20 protein-coding genes are annotated in these 21,893 nt (G+C 68.7%); 7 read left to right on the top strand and 13 right to left on the bottom strand.

Annotation, left to right across the window (positions count from 1 at the left end):
• Positions 1-39 precede the first annotated feature (39 nt).
• Together EY822_RS08805 and EY822_RS08800 are read left to right on the top strand one after the other, a co-directional pair.
• Complete coding sequence (locus EY822_RS08805; RefSeq protein WP_150307928.1) at positions 40-621, top strand: hypothetical protein; 582 nt, start codon at positions 40-42, stop codon at positions 619-621.
• A gap of 50 nt (positions 622-671) precedes the next feature.
• Complete coding sequence (locus EY822_RS08800; protein ID WP_150307927.1) at positions 672-1,448, top strand: Bax inhibitor-1/YccA family protein; 777 nt, start codon at positions 672-674, stop codon at positions 1,446-1,448.
• Between the two features lie 72 nt (positions 1,449-1,520).
• On the opposite strand, the gene guaA is transcribed toward EY822_RS08800, so the two are convergent.
• The 9 genes from guaA to guaB all read right to left on the bottom strand — a co-directional run bounded on the left by guaA (position 1,521) and on the right by guaB (position 12,793).
• Positions 1,521-3,104 (bottom strand): glutamine-hydrolyzing GMP synthase, encoded by a 1,584-nt coding sequence (gene guaA, locus EY822_RS08795; RefSeq protein ID WP_150307926.1) that lies wholly within the window; start codon positions 3,102-3,104, stop codon positions 1,521-1,523.
• Positions 3,100-3,570, bottom strand: a complete 471-nt coding sequence (locus EY822_RS08790; protein ID WP_150307925.1) for a DUF3817 domain-containing protein — start codon at positions 3,568-3,570, stop codon at positions 3,100-3,102. Before EY822_RS08790 ends, guaA begins: the two co-directional genes overlap by 5 nt.
• Before the next feature lie 10 nt (positions 3,571-3,580).
• Positions 3,581-4,396, bottom strand: a complete 816-nt coding sequence (locus EY822_RS08785) for an SURF1 family protein (protein WP_150307924.1) — start codon at positions 4,394-4,396, stop codon at positions 3,581-3,583.
• 2 nt (positions 4,397-4,398) lie between these two features.
• Complete coding sequence (locus tag EY822_RS08780; protein ID WP_150307923.1) at positions 4,399-5,733, bottom strand: cation:proton antiporter; 1,335 nt, start codon at positions 5,731-5,733, stop codon at positions 4,399-4,401.
• Positions 5,734-5,735: 2 nt separating this feature from the next.
• Positions 5,736-6,278 (bottom strand): cation:proton antiporter regulatory subunit, encoded by a 543-nt coding sequence (locus tag EY822_RS08775; RefSeq protein ID WP_150307922.1) that lies wholly within the window; start codon positions 6,276-6,278, stop codon positions 5,736-5,738.
• A gap of 240 nt (positions 6,279-6,518) precedes the next feature.
• Complete coding sequence (locus tag EY822_RS08770; RefSeq protein ID WP_227497150.1) at positions 6,519-8,252, bottom strand: glycerol-3-phosphate dehydrogenase/oxidase; 1,734 nt, start codon at positions 8,250-8,252, stop codon at positions 6,519-6,521.
• A gap of 47 nt (positions 8,253-8,299) precedes the next feature.
• On the bottom strand, positions 8,300-9,418 hold the full coding sequence (locus EY822_RS08765) for a GuaB3 family IMP dehydrogenase-related protein (RefSeq protein WP_150307921.1): 1,119 nt from the start codon (positions 9,416-9,418) through the stop codon (positions 8,300-8,302).
• 9 nt (positions 9,419-9,427) lie between these two features.
• A complete protein-coding gene (locus tag EY822_RS08760) occupies positions 9,428-11,116 on the bottom strand; it encodes an ABC-F family ATP-binding cassette domain-containing protein (RefSeq protein ID WP_150307920.1) in 1,689 nt (562 codons plus the stop codon).
• Positions 11,117-11,290: 174 nt separating this feature from the next.
• Entirely contained in the window at positions 11,291-12,793 is a 1,503-nt protein-coding gene (gene guaB, locus EY822_RS08755) for an IMP dehydrogenase (RefSeq protein WP_150307919.1), read from the bottom strand.
• Positions 12,794-13,061: 268 nt separating this feature from the next.
• On the opposite strand from guaB, the gene EY822_RS08750 reads away from it, so the two are divergent.
• Genes EY822_RS08750 through EY822_RS08735 form a run of 4 tightly spaced genes read left to right on the top strand, consistent with a single transcriptional unit; the run spans position 13,062 to position 17,072 of the window.
• Entirely contained in the window at positions 13,062-14,366 is a 1,305-nt protein-coding gene (locus EY822_RS08750; protein WP_150307918.1) for an ABC transporter permease subunit, read from the top strand.
• A 9-nt stretch (positions 14,367-14,375) separates the two neighbouring features.
• Positions 14,376-15,356, top strand: coding sequence for a branched-chain amino acid ABC transporter permease (locus EY822_RS08745; protein ID WP_150307917.1), 981 nt, complete (start codon positions 14,376-14,378; stop codon positions 15,354-15,356).
• Complete coding sequence (locus EY822_RS08740; protein ID WP_150307916.1) at positions 15,349-16,266, top strand: ABC transporter ATP-binding protein; 918 nt, start codon at positions 15,349-15,351, stop codon at positions 16,264-16,266. The genes EY822_RS08745 and EY822_RS08740 overlap by 8 nt, the downstream gene beginning before the upstream one ends.
• Positions 16,266-17,072, top strand: a complete 807-nt coding sequence (locus tag EY822_RS08735) for an ABC transporter ATP-binding protein (protein ID WP_150307915.1) — start codon at positions 16,266-16,268, stop codon at positions 17,070-17,072. The genes EY822_RS08740 and EY822_RS08735 overlap by 1 nt, the downstream gene beginning before the upstream one ends.
• Before the next feature lie 116 nt (positions 17,073-17,188).
• Here the strand turns inward: EY822_RS08735 and EY822_RS08730 are convergent, their stop codons facing one another.
• The 3 genes from EY822_RS08730 to groES all read right to left on the bottom strand — a co-directional run bounded on the left by EY822_RS08730 (position 17,189) and on the right by groES (position 20,015).
• A complete protein-coding gene (locus EY822_RS08730) occupies positions 17,189-18,499 on the bottom strand; it encodes an ABC transporter substrate-binding protein (protein WP_150307914.1) in 1,311 nt (436 codons plus the stop codon).
• 167 nt (positions 18,500-18,666) lie between these two features.
• Positions 18,667-19,581, bottom strand: coding sequence for an EamA family transporter RarD (rarD, locus tag EY822_RS08725; protein WP_150307913.1), 915 nt, complete (start codon positions 19,579-19,581; stop codon positions 18,667-18,669).
• A 137-nt stretch (positions 19,582-19,718) separates the two neighbouring features.
• The gene (gene groES / locus EY822_RS08720; protein ID WP_150307912.1) at positions 19,719-20,015 is read right to left on the bottom strand and encodes a co-chaperone GroES; all 297 of its coding nucleotides are present in this window, start codon (positions 20,013-20,015) and stop codon (positions 19,719-19,721) included.
• Between the two features lie 133 nt (positions 20,016-20,148).
• On the opposite strand from groES, the gene EY822_RS08715 reads away from it, so the two are divergent.
• Positions 20,149-21,333, top strand: a complete 1,185-nt coding sequence (locus EY822_RS08715; protein ID WP_150307911.1) for a class I SAM-dependent methyltransferase — start codon at positions 20,149-20,151, stop codon at positions 21,331-21,333.
• 85 nt (positions 21,334-21,418) lie between these two features.
• Here the strand turns inward: EY822_RS08715 and EY822_RS08710 are convergent, their stop codons facing one another.
• On the bottom strand, positions 21,419-21,874 hold the full coding sequence (locus tag EY822_RS08710) for a DUF4190 domain-containing protein (protein WP_150307910.1): 456 nt from the start codon (positions 21,872-21,874) through the stop codon (positions 21,419-21,421).
• Positions 21,875-21,893: the final 19 nt, after the last annotated feature.

Genomic DNA, 21,893 nt, shown 5'->3' with positions numbered 1-21,893 from the left:
CGCTACGCGACCGGGAGGAACCGCGGTCGATAGGATGCCATGGCCGACACCGCCGGCGGCAGCAGACTCGGGGAACCGGCGCGAGGCTGGGGGGCGATCATGCGGACGCGGATACCGGAACCGACGTCGTCGGTGCCGCTGCGCTGGGGCACGTACCGCGGCCGCTACGGGAACGGGCTGGCGATGCTTGTGACCGGCGGCGTGCTCATCGAGCTCACCAACACCTACTTCCTGTTCGGCCTTCTCGCCGGAACGATGCTGCACACCTCGGGATGGCTGATCCTCCCCGCCCAGGGCTGGCGACGCGTCGTACCCGCACTGCCGAGCACACTGGCCTTTTGCGGGATGCTGGGCGGACCCGCGCAGATGTGGCTGTTCGTGGTTCCGCTGGCCGGGTGGCTGCTGGTGCGGCACCGCCCGGCCAGGTGCTGGCCCGTCCTCCTCATCCCGATCGCGTTCGGTCTGCTGCTCGCCGAACTGCTGCACGACTACGGCGCCTTCGGCCTCGCTCTGACCGCGAGCACCGTGCTGCTCGTCGCTACCGCATGGCTGGCCCGCCGACTGCACCTCGGCCGCACGCTTCGGGCGAACGCCAAGGGATCCGGCGGCCTGATCGGCTAGATTTGGTGCAGCACCATTGCGGTGCCCCCACCCCTATAGACAGAGGAACCATGGCAAACCCCACGTTCTCGCGAAACCCGGCCTTCAACGGTCGCGGCGTAGCCCCTACGCAGGAGGTCACGCCCGAAAGCCTGCAGGCGCTGTACGACAGCCCGTCGGCCACCGCGGTCGAGACCGACCGCATGACCTATGAGGACACCATCACCAAGAGCGTCGTGCTCTTCGCGGTGCTCCTCGCCACTGCGGCAGTCGGCTGGATGATCCCGGCACTCGCTCTGCCGGGCGCGATCATCGGTCTGGTGCTCGGGCTCGTCAACGCGTTCAAGAAGCAGCCGTCCGTACCCCTGATCGTCGCCTACGCGGCGTTCCAGGGACTCTTCGTCGGCGGCATCTCCCGCATCCTCGACACCCAGTTCGACGGCCTCGCCGTGCAGGCCGTGCTCGCGACCCTCGTGGTCGTCGGTGTCGTGCTCGCACTGTTCCGCAGCGGCAAGATCCGCGCCTCCAAGCGGGCCACCAAGATCTTCATGGTCGCGATGGTCAGCTACCTGGTGTTCTCGCTCGTGAACTTCGGCCTCGTGATGTTCGGTGTCCTGGACAACCCGTTCGGCCTCCGTGCCGGGCTCTTCGGCATCGTCATCGGCCTGCTCGCGGTGGTCATGGCGTCGTACTCGCTGGTGCTCGACTTCGACTTCATCCAGCGCGGCGTGCGCTCGGGAGCTCCCCGCAAGCTCGGCTGGCAGGCGGCGTTCGGTCTCATGGTCACCATCGTGTGGCTCTACATCGAGATCCTGCGCATCTTCGCCATCCTGCGTGGCAGCGACTAGACACCTCCGCAACACGAAACGGCCGCCCCTCGGGGCGGCCGTTGTCGTTTCCGGCGGAGAACCGGGAGGGGATCACTCCCACTCGATCGTCCCCGGCGGCTTCGACGTCACGTCGAGCACCACACGGTTGACGCCGGCGACCTCGTTGGTGATGCGGTTCGAGAGGCGTGCCAGCAGGTCGTAGGGCAGCCGGGTCCAGTCGGCGGTCATCGCATCCTCGGACGACACGGGCCGCAGCACGATGGGATGCCCGTAGGTGCGGCTGTCGCCCTGCACGCCCACCGATCGCACGTCGGCGAGCAGCACCACCGGGCACTGCCAGATCTCGGTGTCGAGACCCGCCGCGCTGAGTTCCTCCCGCACGATGGCGTCCGCCGTGCGCAGGAGCTCGAGTCGCTCGGCGGTCACCTCGCCGACGATGCGGATGCCGAGCCCGGGGCCCGGGAACGGCTGGCGGGCGACGATGACCTCCGGCAGGCCCAGCTCCCGTCCGATCGCCCGCACCTCGTCCTTGAAGAGGGTACGGAGCGGCTCGACGAGCTCGAACTGCAGGTCCTCGGGCAGGCCGCCGACGTTGTGGTGGCTCTTGATGTTCGCCGTGCCCGACCCTCCCCCGGACTCGACGACGTCGGGGTACAGGGTGCCCTGCACGAGGAATCGGATCGGTTCGCCGCCCGCGGCGGCCTCCAGAACGAGCGCCTCGGCGGCACCCTCGAAGGTGCGGATGAACTCGCGTCCGATGATCTTGCGCTTCTGCTCCGGGTCGCTCACTCCGGCGAGCGCGTCGAGGAACTGGTCGACCGCGTCGACCGTGACGAGGCGCACACCGGTGGAGGCGACGTAGTCCTCCTCGACCTGCCGACGCTCGTCCTGGCGCAGCAGCCCGTGGTCGACGAAGATGCAGGTGAGCTGGTCACCGACGGCCTGGTGCACGATCGCCGCGGCCACGGCGGAGTCCACGCCGCCGGAGAGCCCGCAGATCACCCGTGCGGTGCCGACCTGCTTGCGGATGCGCTCGACCTGTTCGGCGATCACGTTGCTGCTGTTCCAGTCCGCGGGGATGCCCGCGGCGCGGTGCAGGAAGTTCTCGAGCACGGCCTGGCCGTGCTGGGTGTGACCGACCTCGGGGTGCCACTGCACCCCGTACAGGCGGCGCTCGTCGCTGCCGAAGGCCGCCACCGGGGTGGACGGTGTGCTCGCGAGCACCTCGAAGCCCTCCGGCGCCTGGGATACCGAGTCGCCGTGGCTCATCCACACGCGCTGGCCGCTGGTCTGCCCGTCGAGCAGCACGCCGCCGGTACCGGCGACGTCCACCCCGGTCGAGCCGTACTCCCGCAGACCGGTGTTCGCGACCTGGCCGCCGAGCGACTTGGCCATCACCTGGAAGCCGTAGCAGATGCCGAGCACGGGCACGCCGAGGTCGAAGATCGCCGGGTCGAGCTCGGGCGAGCCCTCCTCGTAGACGCTCGACGGTCCCCCGCTCAGCACGATGCCGACCGGGTTCTTCTCGGCAACTTCCGCGGCGGTGACGCTGTGCGGCACGATCTCGGAATAGACGTTGGCCTCGCGCACCCGTCGGGCGATCAACTGCGAGTACTGCGCTCCGAAGTCGACCACGAGAACGGGCCGCTGGGCGGTGGGATTGTCGACGCTAATGTGATGCCTCCACGCTGGGGTTGGCTGCTGAGGGGGTGGCTGGATCGTTCGCGAGCTCCGCTTCGCGGGCGGCGAGGTACGAGTCGATCTCGCGCGCGGTGCGCCGCTCGACGATGAAGGAGAGGAAGGGGAGCACTCCGCCCGCGGCGAGGAGCAGGAACCGACCCATGCTCCAGCGCATGAGGGTCCACACCCGGTAGCAGCCGATGAGGTACACGACGTAGAACCACCCGTGGACGGTGAGGATGCCGATGCTCAGGTTGAATGCCGTGGTGGTGCCCTCGGGCACGAGCGCGAGGAAGCCGAACGGCCCGCCGAGCTCGATCTCCACTTTGCCCACGTACTTCAGCAGCATCTCGATCACGAGCAGCAGCAGGAGCACCCCGGTGATGTACGCCGTCACGGTGTAGAAGGTGCGTGCGCTCCGGATGCGGGGGAAAGTCGAGGGCTTGGGTGCGAGCGGCATGGCTTCGATTCTACCGACTGCCCGAAGCGGCGAGCTTCGCCGCTTCCTCGGCCTCCTCCGCCTCCTCGGTCTCCCGTTCCAGCTGGTCGCGCACGAGGCGGAACCAGATGAACACCGCGAAACCGGCGAAGATCACCCACTCGGCGGCGTAGAAGATGTTCAGCCAGTTGAGCTGGATCGCGGTGGACGGCGCGGGCGAATCGATGACCTGGAGCGGCGCGGGCGCCTCGTCCGCCACCACGAATCCGGAGTACGCATCGGTGTTCCCGAAGTCCTCCCACCGGTTGATCAGCGCGGCGACCGAGAGCGTGGTCATCTCGTCGGGATCCCCAGACTCGTCGGGCAGCTCGGGCGCCTCGCTCGGCAGGAACCGGCCGGTGATCGACACCGGCTGGGTGGGTGCGGTGCGGGCGGCCGTGTCGGCGGCCGCGAGCGCGTCGGCACGGTCGGCCGTCCACCCGAGCGCCACGGCGAGCCCGGGCGCGTTGTCGGCGACCGTCTCGCCGTCGGTGGTGACGGCGAGGTGACCCACCACCCAGAATCCGTCCGCCCCGCCGTTCACCCGGTCCGCGACGAGTTCGTAGTCCCCGGGCTGCCAGATGCCGGTCACGCTCACCCGCTGGCCCGAGGACGCCTCGGGCACGGGCTGTTGCGGCTGCACGACCTCGGGCAGCGGGATCGCCTCCTCGGTGGCGCGTTCGAGCACCACACCCGATTCGACGGCTCGGGCGAGCTGCCACTGGCCGAGGAGGGCGAACCCCGCCGCGATGGCAAGGGCGAGGACGAGGAGACCGATCCACTTCGGCCGGCGCATGATGTCGAGCATGGTCAGTAGTCGGGTTCCCTCTCGCGTTCGGGCCGGGTTCCGGGATGGGGCGGTTCGCCCACGTCACCGGCGTGCGGATTCCCGTTGCCCGCGTCCCCTCTGAGCGACTCCTCCATGAGCGCGATCGGGTCGTTCTCCCGGGGCGCATTCCGTCGGGTGCCCGCCGAGCCACGCCGGTTCCGGGGCGCGATGGCGACGCCGATCCGCTCGGAGTTCGAGGCGAACAACGGTCCGAGCACGGCCATGAGGAGCACGTACAGTCCGGCGAACGGCTGCAGTCGCGGATCGAGACCCGCGCCCACCGAGAGCGTCGCGAGGATCAGGGTGAACTCGCCCCGGTTGACGAGGATCGCCGCGGCGTTGACCGCCTCGGCACGACCCATCCCGTGCAGGCGCGCCACGAGGATCCCGGCGAGCACGTTCAGCGCGAAGGTGACCAGCACGGCCAGGAGCACGATCTCGGCGACGGAGCCGAACTCCTCGACGTCGAGCGCGAGTCCGAAGTTCAGGAAGAAGAACGCGGCGAACACGTCCCGGAGGGGCACGGCCACCCGCTCGATCCGCGTGCGATGGCGGCTGGCGCCGAGCACGAGACCGATGAGGAATGCCCCGATGGCGTCCGTCACGCCGATGATCTCGCCGATGCCCGCGAAGAGCAGGGCGAGGCCGAAGAACAGAATCGTGAACAGCTCGTCGTCCTTGGTGCGCATGAGCTGCGACACCACCCGGCCACCCCACCGCGCCACCGTGAACATGGCGACGAGGAACAGGAACGACACGGTGAGCTGCACCACGATCGGCCAGATCTCCGTCTCGCCGCTCAGCACCACCGACACGATCGCGAGGTAGACGGCGATGAAGACGTCGCCGACCACGGTCACGCCGAGGATCATCGGGGTCTCACGGTTGGCCAGGCGGCGCAGTTCGATGAGCAGCTTGGTGATGATGGCGCTCGACGACGTCCCGATCATCCCCGCGATCACGAGCGCCTCGCGCGGCCCCCAGCCCACGAGCATGCCGAACACGAAGCCGACGCCCATGTTGAGCAGGATGTACGAACCGCCGGAGATGAGCAGGGTGCGGGCGCTCGAGAAGAAGTCGTCGAGGTCGAACTCGAGGCCGAGGCTGAACAGCAGCAGGATCAGACCGAACACCGCGATCATCTCGATGTCCGCGGTGAAGTCGAGCGGGAAGACGTCGGTGTTGGGGCTCGCGAGCAGTCCGACCACCATGTACACCGGGATGGCGGGCAAGCCGATCAGCTTGCCGAGCCGGCCGAGCACGTAGGCGAGGACGAACAGCAGTCCGAGGGTGATGAGGTCGTCGCCGAGGTGCACGATCAGCCCCCGGGCGGCGCGTCGAGCCGGTCGTTCGCGGACGGCGCGGTGCGGGCGCCCGTGCGGTAGAACGAGAACACCTTGGCGACCTTCTCGGGCGACCCCGCCACGACGAGGGTGTCGCCCGGGAAGACCGTGAAGTCGTCGGCGGGGGCCGGGTTGGCGGACTCGCCGCGGACCACCGCGACGACCGTGACCCCGATGATGCCGGCGGACGCCAGCGCTCCGAGGTGATGCCCGGCGATCGCGTCGTCATAGTCCACCGTGAACCAGTCGATGCTGAGGCCGGGGATCTGGTCGAGCTTGTCGAGCGTCTCGGTGATGCGCGTGCCGCCCAGCAGTTCCGCGAGCGTGTGCGCCTCGTCCTCGCTCAACCGGAGCGAGACCTTGCTCGCGTCCGGTCCGCCGTCCTCCTCATCCGCGAACGAGATGAGGTCGCTGTGTCCGGAACGGTGGGCGATGACGCCGACCTTGCCGCCGTCCTCGGTGATGAACGTGTGCAGCACGCCCACTCCGGGGAGTTTGACACGCCGAACGTCGACCATGGGGGCTCCTCAACATGCCAGGGTGCGGTGCGGCCATTCTATCCGCCGGCCACTGGGTCCCTGATCCTGTCGAAGGCGGTCCCTGAGCCTGTTGAAGGGCGGTCCCTGAGCCTGTCGAAGGCGGTCCCTGAGCCCGACGAAGGCGGTCCCTGAGCCTGTCGAAGGCGGTCCCTGAGCCTGTCGAAGGCGGTCCCTGAGCCTGTCGAAGGCGGTCCCTGAGCCTGTCGAAGGGCGGGGCCGCTACCGCGGGACGACGGCCACGTCGGGCGCTTCGAGCCGCACGCGGTCCGCCGACTCGTCGTCCGGCTGCCGCTGACTCGCGATCTCCGCGGCGACGCGCTTGAGGTAGTGCGCCACCTCGGACTGCTCCCGCTCGTCGTCCCACCCGAGCACGCCCGCCATGAGGGACGCCGCGACCGGCGCGGCCGACACTCCCCGGTCCCACGCCTCGATCGAGATGCGGGTCCGCCGGGCGAGCACGTCCTCGAGATGCAGAGCGCCCTCGTGGCTCGCGGCGTACACGACCTCGGCCCCGATGTAGTCGTCCGCGCCGGGCAGTGGTTCGCCGAGCTCGGGACGCTCGCGGATGAGGTCGAGAATCTCGTCGGTGAGCGTGCCGAACCGGTTGAGCAGGTGCTCGATGCGCACCCGGTGCACCCCGAACGCCCGGGCGATCTTCCCGCGGCGGTTCCACGCGGCGCTGTACCCCTCGGCACCGAGCAGGCTGATGTCCTCGGTCACGCTCGGCGGCACCTTGCCGTCGAGCGCGGCGACCGCCTCGTCGATCGCGTCCTTCGCCATGATGCGGTAGGTGGTCCACTTGCCGCCGGCCACCACCACGAGCCCGGGCACGGAGTGCGCGACGAGGTGCTCGCGGGACAGCTTGGAGGTCTGGTCCGACTCTCCGGCGAGCAGCGGCCGCAGACCCGCGTACACGCCCTCCACGTCCTCGCGGGTGAGCGGCACCGCGAGCACCGAGTTCACGCGCTCGAGGATGTAGTCGATGTCGGCCGCGGTCGCCGCCGGATGCGCCTTGTCGAGGTTCCAGTCGGTGTCGGTGGTGCCGATCAGCCAGTGCCGGCCCCACGGGATGACGAACAGCACGCTCTTCTCGGTGCGGAGCAGCAGGCCGGTGTTGGACTGGAACCGGTCGCGCGGCACCACCAGGTGCACGCCCTTCGACGCCCGCACCTTGAACTGCCCGCGCTCGCCCACCATCGACTGGGTGTCGTCGGTCCAGACGCCCGTGGCGTTCACGACCTGGCGGGCCCGCACCTCGAACCTCTCGTCGGTCTGCAGGTCGTGCGCCTTCACGCCCACCACGCGTTCGCCCACCTTGAGGAAGCCCTCGACGCGGACGCGGCTGGCCGCGTGCACGCCGTAGAACGACGCCGTGCGCACGAGCGACGAACCGTAACGCGCATCGTCCACCTGGGCGTCGTAGTAGGTGATGCCGCCCACCAGCGCGTCGTTGGCGAGGCTCGGGATGGCGCGGAGAACCTGGCGCTTGGTGAGGTGGCGGTGGTGCGGCACGCCGGGCGGCCGCCCTCCTGACCAGCTGAAGATGTCGTAGAGCAGCATGCCCGCGCCGATGTACAGCCGCTCGATGACGCGCTTCTTGAGGGGGTAGAGGAAGCGGACGGGCTTCACGAGGTGCGGCGCGATGCGCTGCAACAGCAGCCCGCGCTCCATGAGCGCCTCGCGGACGAGGCGGAAGTCGAGCTGTTCGAGGTAGCGGATGCCGCCGTGCACGAGCTTCGAGGACCGGCTCGACGTGCCGCTCGACCAGTCCCGCGCCTCGAGGAGTCCGACGCTGAGACCGCGGGTCACGGCGTCGAGAGCGCTGCCCGCACCGACGATCCCCCCACCGACGACGAGGATGTCGAGCTCCTTGGACCGGAGGGAATCGATCGCGGCGACGCGTTCCTCCGGTCCGAGCTTGGACGACCGGGACACCGTGCGAGATCGAGCCATGTTCCCCTCCATGCTTTCCGCAGGCCGCAGCCCGCCTTCCAACGGTGCTACTTGTGGTACGGCGCGACGACGACCTCGACGCGCTGGAACTCCTTGAGGTCGGAGTATCCGGTGGTGGCCATCGACCGACGCAGCGCCCCGGCGAGGTTCGCGGTTCCGTCGGCCACGGTGGACGGGCCGTAAAGGATCTGCTGGAGCGGGGCGATCTGGCCGACGTGCACCCGGCTGCCCCGCGGCAGCTCGGGGTGGTGCGCTTCGGCCCCCCAGTGGTATCCGCCGCCGGGCGCATCCGTGGCCCGGGCGAGCGTGGAGCCGAGCATCACCGCGTCGGCGCCCACGGAGATCGCCTTGACGATGTCGCCCGAGGTGCCGAGGCCCCCATCGGCGATGACGTGCACGTACCGGCCGCCCGACTCGTCCATGTAGTCGCGGCGCGCGTCAGCGACATCCGACACCGCGGTGGCCATGGGCGCGTGGATGCCGAGCGAGCTGCGGGTGGTCGAGGCGGCGCCCCCGCCGAACCCGACGAGCACACCGGCGGCCCCGGTGCGCATGAGGTGCAGTGCCGCGGTGTACGTCGCGGCGCCTCCGACGATCACGGGCACGTCGAGCTCGTAGATGAACTTCTTGAGGTTGAGCGGCTCGGAGGCGCGGGACACGTGCTCGGCGGACACGGTGGTGCCGCGGATGACGAACAGGTCGACGCCGGCGTCGACCACGCAGTCGGAGAGGTCGTGCGTGCGCTGGGGCGACAGCGACCCGGCCACCGTCACGCCGGCCGCGCGGATCTCCGCGATGCGGGCCGTGATCAGCTCGGGCTTGATCGGCTCCGAATAGATGGTCTGCATGCGGGCGGTGGCGACCTCGGCGGGCAGATTGCGGATCTCCTCGAGCAGCGGCTCGGGGTTCTCGTAGCGCGTCCAGAGGCCCTCGAGGTCGAGCACGCCGAGTCCGCCGAGCTGGCCCATGCGGATGGCCGTGGCGGGAGACACCACCGAGTCCATCGGCGCCGCGAGGAAGGGGATGTCGAACTGGTAGGCATCGATCGACCAGCCGATCGACACGTCCTGCGGGTCGCGCGTACGCCGTGACGGCACGATCGCGATGTCGTCGAAGGCGTACACCCTGCGGGCCCGTTTGCTGCGGCCGATCTCTACGTCACTCACCGGTTCAGCCTATCTGGCCCGTTCGACACGGCCCTCGTCCCAGACCGGTGCTGTGGACTCGTAGACCTCGCCGTCCGAGCCGAAGACCACGAACCGATCGAGGCCGCGCGCGAACCAGCGATCGTGGGTGACCACGAGCACGGTGCCGGAGAAGCGGGCGAGCGCGTCCTCCAGCGCCTCCGCGGAGTCGATGTCGAGGTTGTCGGTCGGTTCGTCGAGCAGCAGCAGCGTTACGCCCGACAGTTCGAGCAGCAGGATCTGCAGCCGCGCCTGCTGTCCGCCGGAGAGGGTGTCGAACGTCTGCTCGGCGCTTCCGGCGAGCCCGTAGCGGTCGAGCGCCCGGCTGGCGGCCTCGCGGGCCATGCCCTGCCGCTCCGAGTCGCCCCGGTGCAGGATGTCGAGCAGCGTCCTCCCGGTGAGTTCCGGGTGCTCGTGCAGCTGGGCGAACCAGCCGGGCACCACGCGGGAGCCGAGGATCGCCCGGCCGGAGTGCTCCACCGGGGGGAGCGCCTCGCCGACGCTCGTCGCGTGACCCAGGGTCGGATCCGGGTCCGATCCGCCGCGCGCCAGCAGGCGGAGGAAGTGCGACTTGCCGGACCCGTTGGAGCCCAGCACGCCCACCCGGTCGCCGTACCAGACCTCGAGGTCGAAGGGCCGCATGAGTCCGGTGAGCTCGAGCTGCTCGCAGACGATGACCCGCTTGCCGGTGCGCGAACCGACCAGGCGGATCCGTACGTCGGCCGCCTGGGGACGCTCCTCCGGCGGACCGGCCTCCTCGAACCTGCGCAGCCTCGTCGTGGCGGCGTGATACCGCGAGGCGAAGGAGTCGTTCGCCGCGGCCTTCACCTTGAGGGTGCGCACCAGCGTGCGCAGCTTCTCGTGCTGCTCGTCCCAGCGCCTCCGCAGTTCGTCGAGGCGTTCCATCCGCTCCGCGCGGGCCCGGGCGTAGGTGGCGAAGCCGCCGCCGTGGGTCCAGGTGCTGTTCCCCGCCGCCCGCACCTCCAGGGTGAGGATGCGGTCGGCGGCGCGGGCGAGCAGTTCCCGGTCGTGCGACACCAGCAGCACCGTCTTCCGCGATTCCCGCAGCGCCTCCTCCAGCCAGCGCTTGCCCGGCACGTCGAGGAAGTTGTCGGGTTCGTCGAGAAGCAGCACCTGTTCCAGCCCGCGCAGCAGCGCCTCGAGCACGAGCCGTTTCTGCTCGCCGCCGGACAGCTCGGAGAGAGGGCGGTACTGCACCCGCTCGAACGGCGCACCGAGGGCCGCCATGGTGCAGGTGTCCCACACCGTCTCCTGCTCGTACCCGCCGCTGTCGCCGTAGTCCGCGAGCGCGGTGGCGTAGGCCATCTGGTTCGGTGTGGTGTCGCTTTCGAGAAGGGCGAGCTCCGCCGCGTCGAGTGCCCGTGCGGCGACCCGCACCGGTGCGGGAGCGGCGGAGACCAGCAGGTCGCGAACGGTCGAATCGTCGCCGGCGGAACCCACGAACTGATCCATTACGCCGAGTCCCCCGTCCACCGCCACCACGCCGGAGTCGGCCCTGAGTTCGCCGCGCAGAATGCGGAGGAGGGTGGACTTCCCGGCGCCGTTCGGGCCGATCAGTGCCGCGGTGGTTCCCTCGCTTACCCGGAATGACACGTCGTCGAGCAGCGGACGACCATCGGGAAGTGTGAACGAGACGCTACTGACGTCGATGTGTCCCACGGGGTGTCTCCGGTGCGGTGCGAATCGGCATGCCCCGACGCGCTGAGTCGCGGCATCGGAGAATCGCCCGCCTCCGGCGAGCCGACCAGCCTATCGCGGGAGCGCCGTGCCGTCACCTGCTCCGCGCGTTCGGTGACGTCCCTTCGACAAGCTCAGGGACCGTGGGGCGCCACGTCAGCGACGGTAGTTGGGCGCCTCCGCGACCATCTGCACGTCGTGCGGGTGCGACTCCTTGAGACCCGCGGCCGTGATGCGCACGAAGCGACCGCGATCCTTCAGCTCCGACACCGTGCGGGCGCCCACGTAGAACATCGACTGGCGGAGGCCGCCGGTCAGCTGGTACACCACGTTCGAGAGCGCACCGCGGTAGGGGACCTGGCCCTCGATGCCCTCGGCGATCAGCTTGTCGTCGTCGGGCACGTCCGACTGGTAGTAACGGTCCTTCGAGTAGGAGGTGCGCTTGCCGCGCGTCTGCAGCGCCCCGAGGGAACCCATGCCGCGGTAGGTCTTGAACTGCTTGCCGTTCACGAAGATGAGGTCGCCGGGGCTCTCGTCGCACCCCGCGAGCAGGGAGCCGAGCATCACGGTGTCGGCGCCCGCGACCAGCGCCTTGGCGATGTCGCCCGAGTACTGCAGGCCGCCGTCGGCGATCACCGGGATGCCGGCGGCACGGGCCGCCAACGACGCCTCGTAGACCGCGGTGACCTGAGGCACGCCCACGCCCGCGACCACGCGGGTGGTGCAGATGGAGCCGGGGCCCACGCCCACCTTGATGGCGTCGACGCCCGCCTCGACGAGCGCCTGCGCGCCGCCGCGGGTGGCCACGTTGCCGCCGATGATGTCGACGTCGGCCGCGGCGGGGTCGCTCTTCAACCGGCGCACGATGTCGAGCACGCCGGCGCTGTCGCCGTTGGCGGTGTCGACGACGAGCACGTCGACGCCCGCGTCGACGAGCGCCATCGCGCGCTCCCACGCGTCGCCGAAGAATCCGATGGCCGCACCGACGCGGAGCCGACCTTCGGCATCCTTCGTGGCGTTCGGGTACTTCTCCGACTTGTCGAAGTCCTTCACGGTGATGAGGCCGCGGAGCTTGCCGTTCGCATCGACGAGGGGCAGCTTCTCGATCTTGTGCTGCGCGAAGATGGCGACCGCGCTGTCGGGATCGATGCCCACGGGAGCGGTGATCAGGGGCGCACGGGTCATCACGTCCTGCACGAGGATGGTCTGCTTCTCGAACTGCGAGACGAAGCGCATGTCGCGGTTGGTGATGATGCCGACGAGCGTGCCGTCGCTCTCGACCACGGGGAGACCGGACACCCGGTACTGGCCGCACAGCGCGTCGACCTCGGCCACCGTCGCGTCGGGCCGGGTGGTGACCGGGTTGGTGATCATGCCCGACTCGCTGCGCTTCACCTTGTCGACGTGCGCGGCCTGATCCTCGATCGACAGGTTGCGGTGCACCACGCCGAGGCCGCCTTGACGCGCCATGGCGATCGCCATGCGCGACTCGGTGACGGTGTCCATCGCCGAGGAGAGCAGGGGCGCGGACACGGTGATGCGCTTGGTGAGGCGGGACGACGTGTCCGCCTCGCTCGGGATGACGTCGGTGTGCCCGGGGAGGAGCATCACGTCGTCATAGGTGAGACCGATGAAGCCGAAGGGATCGCCGCTGTCCATGAGTCCCCTTAGAGGTCGGAGTGGGAGAGGAAGAAAGGTGGAGGACCGGGAATCCACGTGCTGCACCGGTTCTCCATATTAACGGTTTAGGGAATGGACTATTCCCCCTCCATAATGAGGAACCGGTTTTGGGTTCTCTCGGAAACACGAGGGACACAAATCACAAGTATCGTCAACGACGACAGCCAGCCCGACCCGAGAGAACCCGTGATCTCGGTGGCTTGCTCCTGGAGGTTCAGTGCCAGTTCTACTCAGACGTGTGCCCCCCGTGTTATCCGTTCTCGGAACGGTTCTCGCCACGGTGGTCGCCGCCATCCTCGTCGTTCTGACAATCGGGTCGGGGCCCGCGTCGGCTGCCACGACGCCGGAGCCCACACCCACCCCCACGGGTGACTTCACCAACACCTTCACCATCGGCGGCATCATCCGCGACGGCGACACCCCGCTCGAGGGCGTCGAGGTGCTGGTCGAGGGGTCGGGCTTCGAGGAGACCGGAGTCACCGGCGCCGACGGTCGCTGGTCGGTGTCGCCGCCCTCCGCCGGCGAGTACACGGCGACGCTCGTGCCCGAGACCCTCCCCGAGGGCGTCGCTCCGCGCGACCCCGAGAACATCACCCGCGACGTCGTGCTCGGCACGACCAACACCGTGAACGTGCTGTTCCCCACGGGCGAGGGCACCGTGTCGAACACGAGCATCTGGGACACGATCCTCACCCGTGCCGTGTACGGCCTCAACTTCGGCTTGCTGCTCGCCCTCGGCGCCATCGGCATCTCGCTGATCTACGGAACGACGAAGCTCAATAACTTCGCCCACGGCGAGATGGTCACCTTCGGTGCCGTGATCTTCTTCTTCTTCGGCACGGTGATGAATGTGGCTCTCCCTCTGGCGATCCTCATCACGCTGGTGCTCAGCGCCTTCACCGGCTACGCGCAGGACGCGTTCCTGCACAAACCCCTGAGGCGGAGGGGGGTGGGACTGGTGCAGGCCATGATCGTGACGATCGGCCTGTCGATCCTCGTGCGTTACATCTTCCTGTTCTTCCTCGGCGGCAACATCGAGACGCTCGACACCGGCCTCACGAGCACCATCACCGCGGGACCGGTGACGATCACCGTGGCGTCGCTCGTGAGCATGGGCATCAGCATCGTCATGCTCGTGCTGGTGGGGCTCTTCCTCACCCGCACCCGTATCGGCAAGGCCACGCGGGCGGTGAGCGACAACGCCGGGCTCGCGGCGGCCTCCGGGATCAACGTGGACCGCATCATCCGGATCGTGTGGATCATGGCCGCCACGCTGACCGGGCTCAGCGGCATCCTCTACGGCATCTTCCGTCAGGTGAACTGGAACATGGGCTTCCAGATCCTGCTGCTGCTCTTCGCGGCGGTGACCCTCGGCGGTCTCGGCAGCGCGTTCGGCGCTCTCGTCGGCTCGCTGGTCATCGGCATCGTCACCGAGGTCTCCACCGTGTGGATCCCGAACGACCTGCGCTACGCCATCGCTCTTCTCATTCTCATTCTCGTGCTCCTCATCAGACCCCAGGGAGTCCTGGGCCGCAAGGAACGGGTCGGCTAGGAGGCCATCATGGACTGGGGACAAATCTTCACCAACGCCGCCGGCGAACTGCTCAGCCCGGTGACGGCCGCCTACGCCCTCGCCGCGATCGGCATCAGCGTGCACTTCGGGTATGCCGGGCTGCTCAACTTCGGCCAGGCCGGATTCATGGCCATCGGCGCATACGCCTTCGTGGTGCCGATCCTGTCGTTCGACGCACCGCTGTGGCTGGCGTTCCTGTCGGCGATCCTCGCGAGCGTGCTCTTCGCGTTCCTCCTCGGTGTGCCGACACTCCGATTGCGCGCCGACTACCTGGCCATCGTCACCATCGCCAGCGCCGAGATCGTGCGCTACGTGGTGTCGACCACGGGGCTCACCGCCGTGACCGGTGGGGCGACAGGCCTGTCCGGCTTCAACAGCGGCTTCACCGCGATCAACCCCTTCCCCGACGGCGTGTACGGCTTCGGCCCGTGGACCTACACCGAGAACCAGTTGTGGATCCGCGTCTTCGGTTGGTCCCTCGTCATCCTCGCGAGCATCCTGGTGTTCCTGCTGATGCGCAGCCCGTGGGGCCGCGTCGTCAAGGGCATCCGGGAGGACGAGGATGCCGTGCGCAGCCTCGGCAAGAACATCTACGCGTACAAGATGCAGGCCCTGATCCTCGGTGGCGTGCTCGGATCGCTGGCCGGCGTGATCTACGTGCTGCCCCGCGCGGTGCAGCCGACCAACTACGGCACGACGCTGACCTTCTTCATCTGGACGATGCTGCTGCTCGGCGGAGCCGCGACGGTGTTCGGCCCCATCATCGGCGCCATGATCTTCGCCACACTGCTGACGCTCAGCGACAGCATCCTGCGGGGACTGATCAGCGCAGACATCATCACCTTCATCAGCGGTACCCAGGCCGGCCAGATACGGTTCATGATCATCGGCGCCGTCCTGATGCTCCTCGTGATCTTCCGACCACAGGGCATCTTCGGGAACAAGAAGGAGCTGTCGTTCAATGTCTGACACGATCGTCACCCATCCCCTCGTCGTAGGCGAGGTGGGACCCGGCTGCAAGAAGGTCGACCCGATCGTCGTCGCCGACAACGTCACGCGCACCTTCGGCGGGCTCACCGCGGTGGACGTCGCGCACGTCGAGATCCCCCGCGGCGCCATCACCGCGCTGATCGGCCCCAACGGCGCCGGCAAGACCACGTTCTTCAACCTGCTCACCGGCTTCGACAAGCCGAACACCGGCGACTGGAGCTTCGAGGGCCACAGCCTCGCCCGCGTGCCCGCCTTCCGGGTGGCGCGGAAGGGCATGGTGCGCACCTTCCAGCTCACCAAGTCGCTCGGCCGGTTGAGCGTGCTGCAGAACATGCTGCTCGGGGCGACCAAGCAGCCCGGCGAGAACATGTTCACCGCGCTCGTGAAGCCGCTCTGGCGGAAGCGCGAGGAGGAGATCACCGCCAAGGCGGAAGAGCTGCTCGCGCGCTTCTCGCTCGACGCCAAGAGCGACGACTACGCCGCATCCCTCTCCGGAGGCCAGCGGAAGCTGCTGGAGATGGCTCGGGCGCTGATGAGCGATCCCGTGCTGGTGATGCTCGACGAGCCGATGGCGGGCGTGAATCCCGCGCTCACGCAGTCGCTCCTCGGCCACATCAAACAGCTCAAGGAGGAGGGCATGTCGGTGCTGTTCGTTGAGCACGACATGCACATGGTGCGGCACATCTCCGACTGGGTCATCGTCATGGCCGAGGGCAAGGTCGTGGCCGAAGGGCCACCCGACACCGTCATGCGCGACCAGGCCGTGATCGACGCCTATCTGGGCGCCCACCACGACACCGACCTCGGCGAGATGACCGGGGCCAACCCGGTCGTCGAGGCGAAGGAGGCCGCCGCGAAGGTCGCGGCCAAGAAGGAGGGCACCGTCTGATGTCGCACCCCATCGCGTCGTCGCCCGCGTCACCCGTGGGCTCCGCCGGCACCGCCGATCCGGTGCTCTACAGCACCGATCTCGTGGCCGGCTACATCCCCGGCGTCAACATCCTGAACGGCTGCAACATCACGGCCTACCCGGGTGAGCTCATCGGCATCATCGGTCCGAACGGTGCCGGCAAGTCGACGTTCCTCAAGGCCGTGTTCGGCCAGGTGAACGTGCGCGGGGGAGCCATCCACCTGAAGGGCGAGGACATCACCGGTCTCAAGGCCGACAAGCTGGTGTCCAAGGGGGTGGGGATGGTGCCGCAGAACAACAACGTGTTCCCCACGCTCTCCATCGAGGAGAACCTCGAGATGGGGATGTTCCAGCGCCCGAAGGCCTTCGACGAACGGTTCGAGTTCGTGACCACGCTCTTCCCCGAGCTCGGCAGCCGCCGCAAGCAGCGCGCCGGGTCGCTGTCGGGCGGTGAACGGCAGATGGTCGCCATGGGGCGCGCCCTCATGATGGACCCGTCGGTGCTGCTGCTCGACGAGCCGTCCGCCGGGCTCTCGCCGGTGCGCCAGGACGAGACGTTCCTGCGGGTGCACCAGATCAACCGGGCGGGCGTGTCGGTGATCATGGTGGAGCAGAACGCGAGGCGGTGCCTGCAGATCTGCGACCGCGCCTACGTGCTCGACCAGGGCCGCGACGCCTACACGGGCACCGGCCGCGAGTTGCTGAAGGACCCCAAGGTGACGGAGCTGTACCTCGGCACGCTGGCCGAGGACGTGGACGCCGACCGCAGGGCCCGCGAGGGCTGACCGGCGCTCCGCCGCGCGCCGCGGCGCTCAGGTGCGCGGCGTTCCGGGCGCGGAGCACGGGAAAGGGCCCCGACCATTCGGTCGGGGCCCTTTCCGTCGTGCGGGTGCTGTCCGAGCTACTCGGCGAGGCTGCCGAATTCGGCGTTCAGCGGTGCGTACTGGTTGTCCGCACCGTACTGGTAGATGCCGATGTACGCCTCGGTCGGGTCGCCGTTCTCGTCGAACGTGATCGGACCGGAGGGTCCGTCGTAGTCGATGTCCTCACCGTCGTTGATGAGAGCGAGGCAGTCGGCGAACGTCTCGCACTTCGTTCCCTCCGCCGAGACGGACTGCAGGTTGTCCCGGATGGTGGTGGGGTCGTCGCTGCCGCCCTGTGCCGCGGCGAGCGCCGACAGGATGACCGCGTCGTACGACTCGGCGGAGTAGCTGAAGTCGGTGAGTGCGGGGTCGACCTCGAGCAGACGCGCGCGGAAGTCCTCGCTCGCGAAGTTGCCCGGGAGGGTGCCCTTCGCGCCCTCGAGGGTGCCCGGTGCGAACTCGTACGTGTTCGACAGGTTCCCGTCGACCAGGTACACGCCGCTGCCCGCGAAGCCCTGGGTGTTGACGAGCTCGGGGATGATCGACGACGTCTCGGCGAACGCGATGACCGCGATCGCGTCGGGTCCGCTCGCGAGCACCTCGTCGACGATGGAGGCGAACTGCGTGTCACCGGTGTTGTACGGGACCGCTGCGGTGACGGTGCCACCGGCGCTCTCGATCGCGGTGGTGGCGTTCTCCGTCAGGCCGATGCCGTAGGGGTCGTTGATGTAGATGATGCCCACGTTCTCGGCGCCGTCACCGACCATGAGGTTTCCGAGCACCCGTCCCTGCAGCACGTCGCTGGGGGCGGTGCGCCAGTACCAGCCGTCGTCCTCGTAGGTGGTGAAGTCGGGCGACGTGTTGGCCGGGGAGATCTGGATCACGCCGGCCGACACGAGCTGGTCGATGAACGTGAAGGACACACCCGAGGAAGCCGCTCCGATGACGATGTCGGCCGCGAGGTCGATGAGCTCGCCGGCGGACTGCGTGGCGATGTCGGTGTCACCGTCACCCGAGTCGCGGTGGAGAACCTCGACGTCGAACTCGAAGTCGGACTCGCTGATCTCCTGCGCCGCGAGGTCGACACCGGCGAACTCGGGCGGGCCGAGGAAGGACAGGTTACCCGTCTGCGGCAGGATCGTTCCTACCGTCAGAACGCCGTCGGCTTCGCGGTCGGAACTGGTCGTCGTCGGGGTTCCGGTTCCGGTTCCGCTGTCGGTTTCCTCTTCGGAAGGGCTGCCGGCACAGGATGCCAGCAGAAGGATGCCGGCCGAAGCCGCCAGTACCTTGGTTCCCGCCGAGAAGGCGCTCGAGCGGGAGGCGGTGGCGCCCCTCAGGTATGCGCTCATGGTGCTCCTTATACGGTGTGATGTGCATGATTCAGGCGCGGGGAGACCCGCACATGTTCGTTCACGGTATAGGGGTGGACACCCCCGCACAATTCGACACGATTACGGGCATGTAAAGCGACGCAATCGTTACACGGTGGAAAGGCCCGGTCGCGCACGGCCCCGGGTCACGCGGGTACCGCGACGGTCCTCCGCCCGGGCCGCCCCGACGCGAACATGTCGATGGTGAGCACGATCAGGGCGACCCACACGATGGAGAAGCCCACCCACCTGGCGGCCGGCATGTCCTCGTGCATCACGAAGACGCCGAAGAGGAACTGCAGCACCGGCGCGAGGTACTGGGTGAGGCCGATATAGGTGAGCGGCAGCCGGCGCGCGGCCGCCGCGAAGAAGAGCAGGGGGACGGCGGTGATGACGCCAGCGCTGAGGATGGCGATGGTGTGCAGCGGCGACTCGGTGCCGAGGGTGATGCCGGAAGTCGCCGACACGAAGACGACCATGCCCACCGCGGCGGGGGTGAGCCAGGCCGTCTCGAGGGTGAGCCCGGTGAGGGCATCCACTGTGCCGCCGATGCGCTTCTTCAGCAGCCCGTACAGTCCGAAGCTTCCGGCGAGCACCAGCGAGATCCACGGCAGCGCACCGTAGTTGACCGTCAGCACCACGACGGCGAGGGCGCTCAGTCCCACCGCGGTCCACTGCAGGGGGCGGAGACGCTCGTGCAGCAGGAACACGCCGAGCAGCACCGTCACGATCGGGTTGATGAAGTAGCCGAGCGCGGTCTCCAGCACGTGTCCGTTGAGCGTGCCGTAGACGTAGATGGTCCAGTTGACGAGGATCAGGTGGCCGGCGAGCCCCATCACCAGCACGAGCTTCGGCCGTCGAAGCACCGCGAGGAAGGCCGGCCACGCCCGCGTCGCGGTGATCAGCACGGCGCAGAAGACGAGGGAGAAGAGGATGCGCCAGCCCACGATCTCGATGGCGCCGGCGGGCGCCATCAGCAGGAAGTACGCGGGGAGAATGCCCCAGAGCCCGTAGGCCAGGATCGCGTAGACGAGGCCGGAGCGGGAGGGGGGCGGGGTCACTCGATGAGACTAGTCGCGAGCGTCGTCGGAAAACTGCCGATGGCGTCACCACGACGGCCAAACCCGGGGTACGGCCGCCCCATAACGCACGAGGAGCCCGGCCGACCGGCCGGGCTCCTCGAAAAAGCGTTTCGTCGTTAGCGGACCACGACCGCGAGCACGTCGCGAGCCGACAGGACGAGCAGGTCGTCGCCGCCGTACTTCACCTCGGTTCCGCCGTACTTCGAGTAGATGACCTTGTCACCGACGGAGATGTCGAGCGGGACGCGGTTGCCGTTGTCGTCGATGCGACCCGGTCCGACGGCGACGACCTCGCCCTCCTGGGGCTTCTCCTTGGCGGTGTCAGGGATGACCAGCCCGGATGCAGTCGTCTGCTCTGCCTCGACCTGCTTGATGACGATGCGATCCTCGAGCGGCTTGATGGAGACCGACACGTTTGACCTCTTCTTTCTTAGAACGGAAATCTCGGTTAGCACCCTCGTGTGGAGAGTGCTAACCCGAGTTTAGGGGTGAGCTTGCACTCGTGCAACGCGAGTGCCAATCGGAGCCCGTTGCTACGGTGGGCGGATGGACAAGTCGGAGCTCGTCGAGCTGCTGTCCCCCGAGGGGCTGCGCCTGCTCGACTCGGTGCCGGCCTACGCCGAGCGGGACGTGGTGAGCACGGTGGCCCGGCTGCGTGCGGCGGGCTCCTCCCCCACCCTCGTATCCGCCGTCCTCACGCAGGCGCGTCTGCGGGCGAAGGCCACGGGCAAGTTCGGCGACTTCGCGAGCCGCATGCTCTTCACCGACGCCGGGCTCGAGCAGGCGACACGACTGCCGGTGGCGGCGTTGCACGCGCGGCGCTTCCGCGACGCGGGGGTCGCCCGGGTGGCGGACCTCGGCTGCGGGATCGGGGGCGACGCCATGGCGATGTCCGCACTCGACCTCGAGGTGCTCGCGGTCGATGCCGACGACGTCACCGCCATCCTCGCCAGCTACAACCTCGCGCCGTTTCCGGCGGCGGCGGTCGAGCACGCGCGAGCCCAGGACGTCGACACCGCACGCGTCGAGGCGGTCTTCCTCGACCCCGCCCGGCGCACGACCGGGCACCGCGACACCCGTCGCATCGACCCGGACGCCTACAGTCCGCCGCTCGACTTCGCGCTGGACACGGCGCGTTCGCTGCCCACGGGCATCAAGCTCGGTCCGGGGCTCGATCGCGACCTCATCCCGAATGACGCCGAGGCGCAGTGGATCTCGGTGGACGGCGCGCTTGTGGAGATGGGTCTGTGGTTCGGCGCGGTGTCGCGCCCCGGCATCCGTCGCGCCGCTCTCGTGCTCAGCGGCACCCGGGCGGCGGAGCTCGTCGGGGCGTCCGACGCCCCCGACGCCGAGGTGCGATCGATCGGGGAGTACGTGTACGAGCCGGACGGTGCGGTCATCCGTGCTCGGCTCATCGGCGACCTGGCCCGTTCGCTCGACGCCGGCATGGTGAGCGAGTCGATCGCGTGGCTCACTACGGATTCCCCGCGCCCCACCCCGTTCGCCCGGGGTTTCCGTGTCACCGACACGCTGCCGTTCGACGAGTCGCGGGTGAAACGACTGCTGCGCGATCGCCGGATCGGATCGCTGGAGATCAAGAAGCGCGGGATCGACCTCGACCCCGCCGTGCTGCGGAAGCGCCTCTCGTTGCGCGGCGACGGGTCGGCGACGCTCATCGTGACGCGGGTGGCCGGACGGCACACCGCGCTGCTGGCCGAGCGCGTCGACTAGCTGCACCCGCCGCGACAACGAGAACGGGGATGGCACCCGAAGGTGACCATCCCCGCCGCGTCAGCACGATCGCTGATGCATGACGCTAGTAGGTGAACTGGTTCATGCCCGTGTCGACGCTCGCCGCGGCCACGATCGCCAGGATGACGACGCCCACCACGAGGATGGTCAGGGCGATGCCGACGAAGCCCGTGATGATGCCGGTGAGCCAGAACCCCTTCGCGCCGGGCTCCCGCTTCTTCCCCATGAACCCGAGGATGACGGCGGCGATGGAGGCGGGGAGGAACCAGCCGAAGGCCACGACGCCGACGATGCCGGTGATCATCGAGATGAGGCTCAGCGTCTTCTTGTCTCCCGACGGGGCGCCCTGAGCGGCACCGTAGGGCGATCCGTACGGCGACGCGCCGGCCGGCGCGCCGTAGGGCGATGCGCCGCCCGGTGCACCGTAGCCCGAGGACGGGTAGGAGGACGCCGACGGCGCCGGCGGTGCGGGCGGAACACCGGGCTGATCGGGGTCCGAGGGGCTGCGGGGGTCGCTCATGGAAATCCTTTCGTCGGAG

Origin of the sequence: Planctomonas psychrotolerans (genome assembly GCF_008642235.1) — a bacterium.
Taxonomy (GTDB): domain Bacteria; phylum Actinomycetota; class Actinomycetes; order Actinomycetales; family Microbacteriaceae; genus Planctomonas; species Planctomonas psychrotolerans.
The sequence above is the reverse complement of the archived record's forward strand: the minus strand, read 5'-3'. Positions and strand labels throughout refer to the sequence as shown.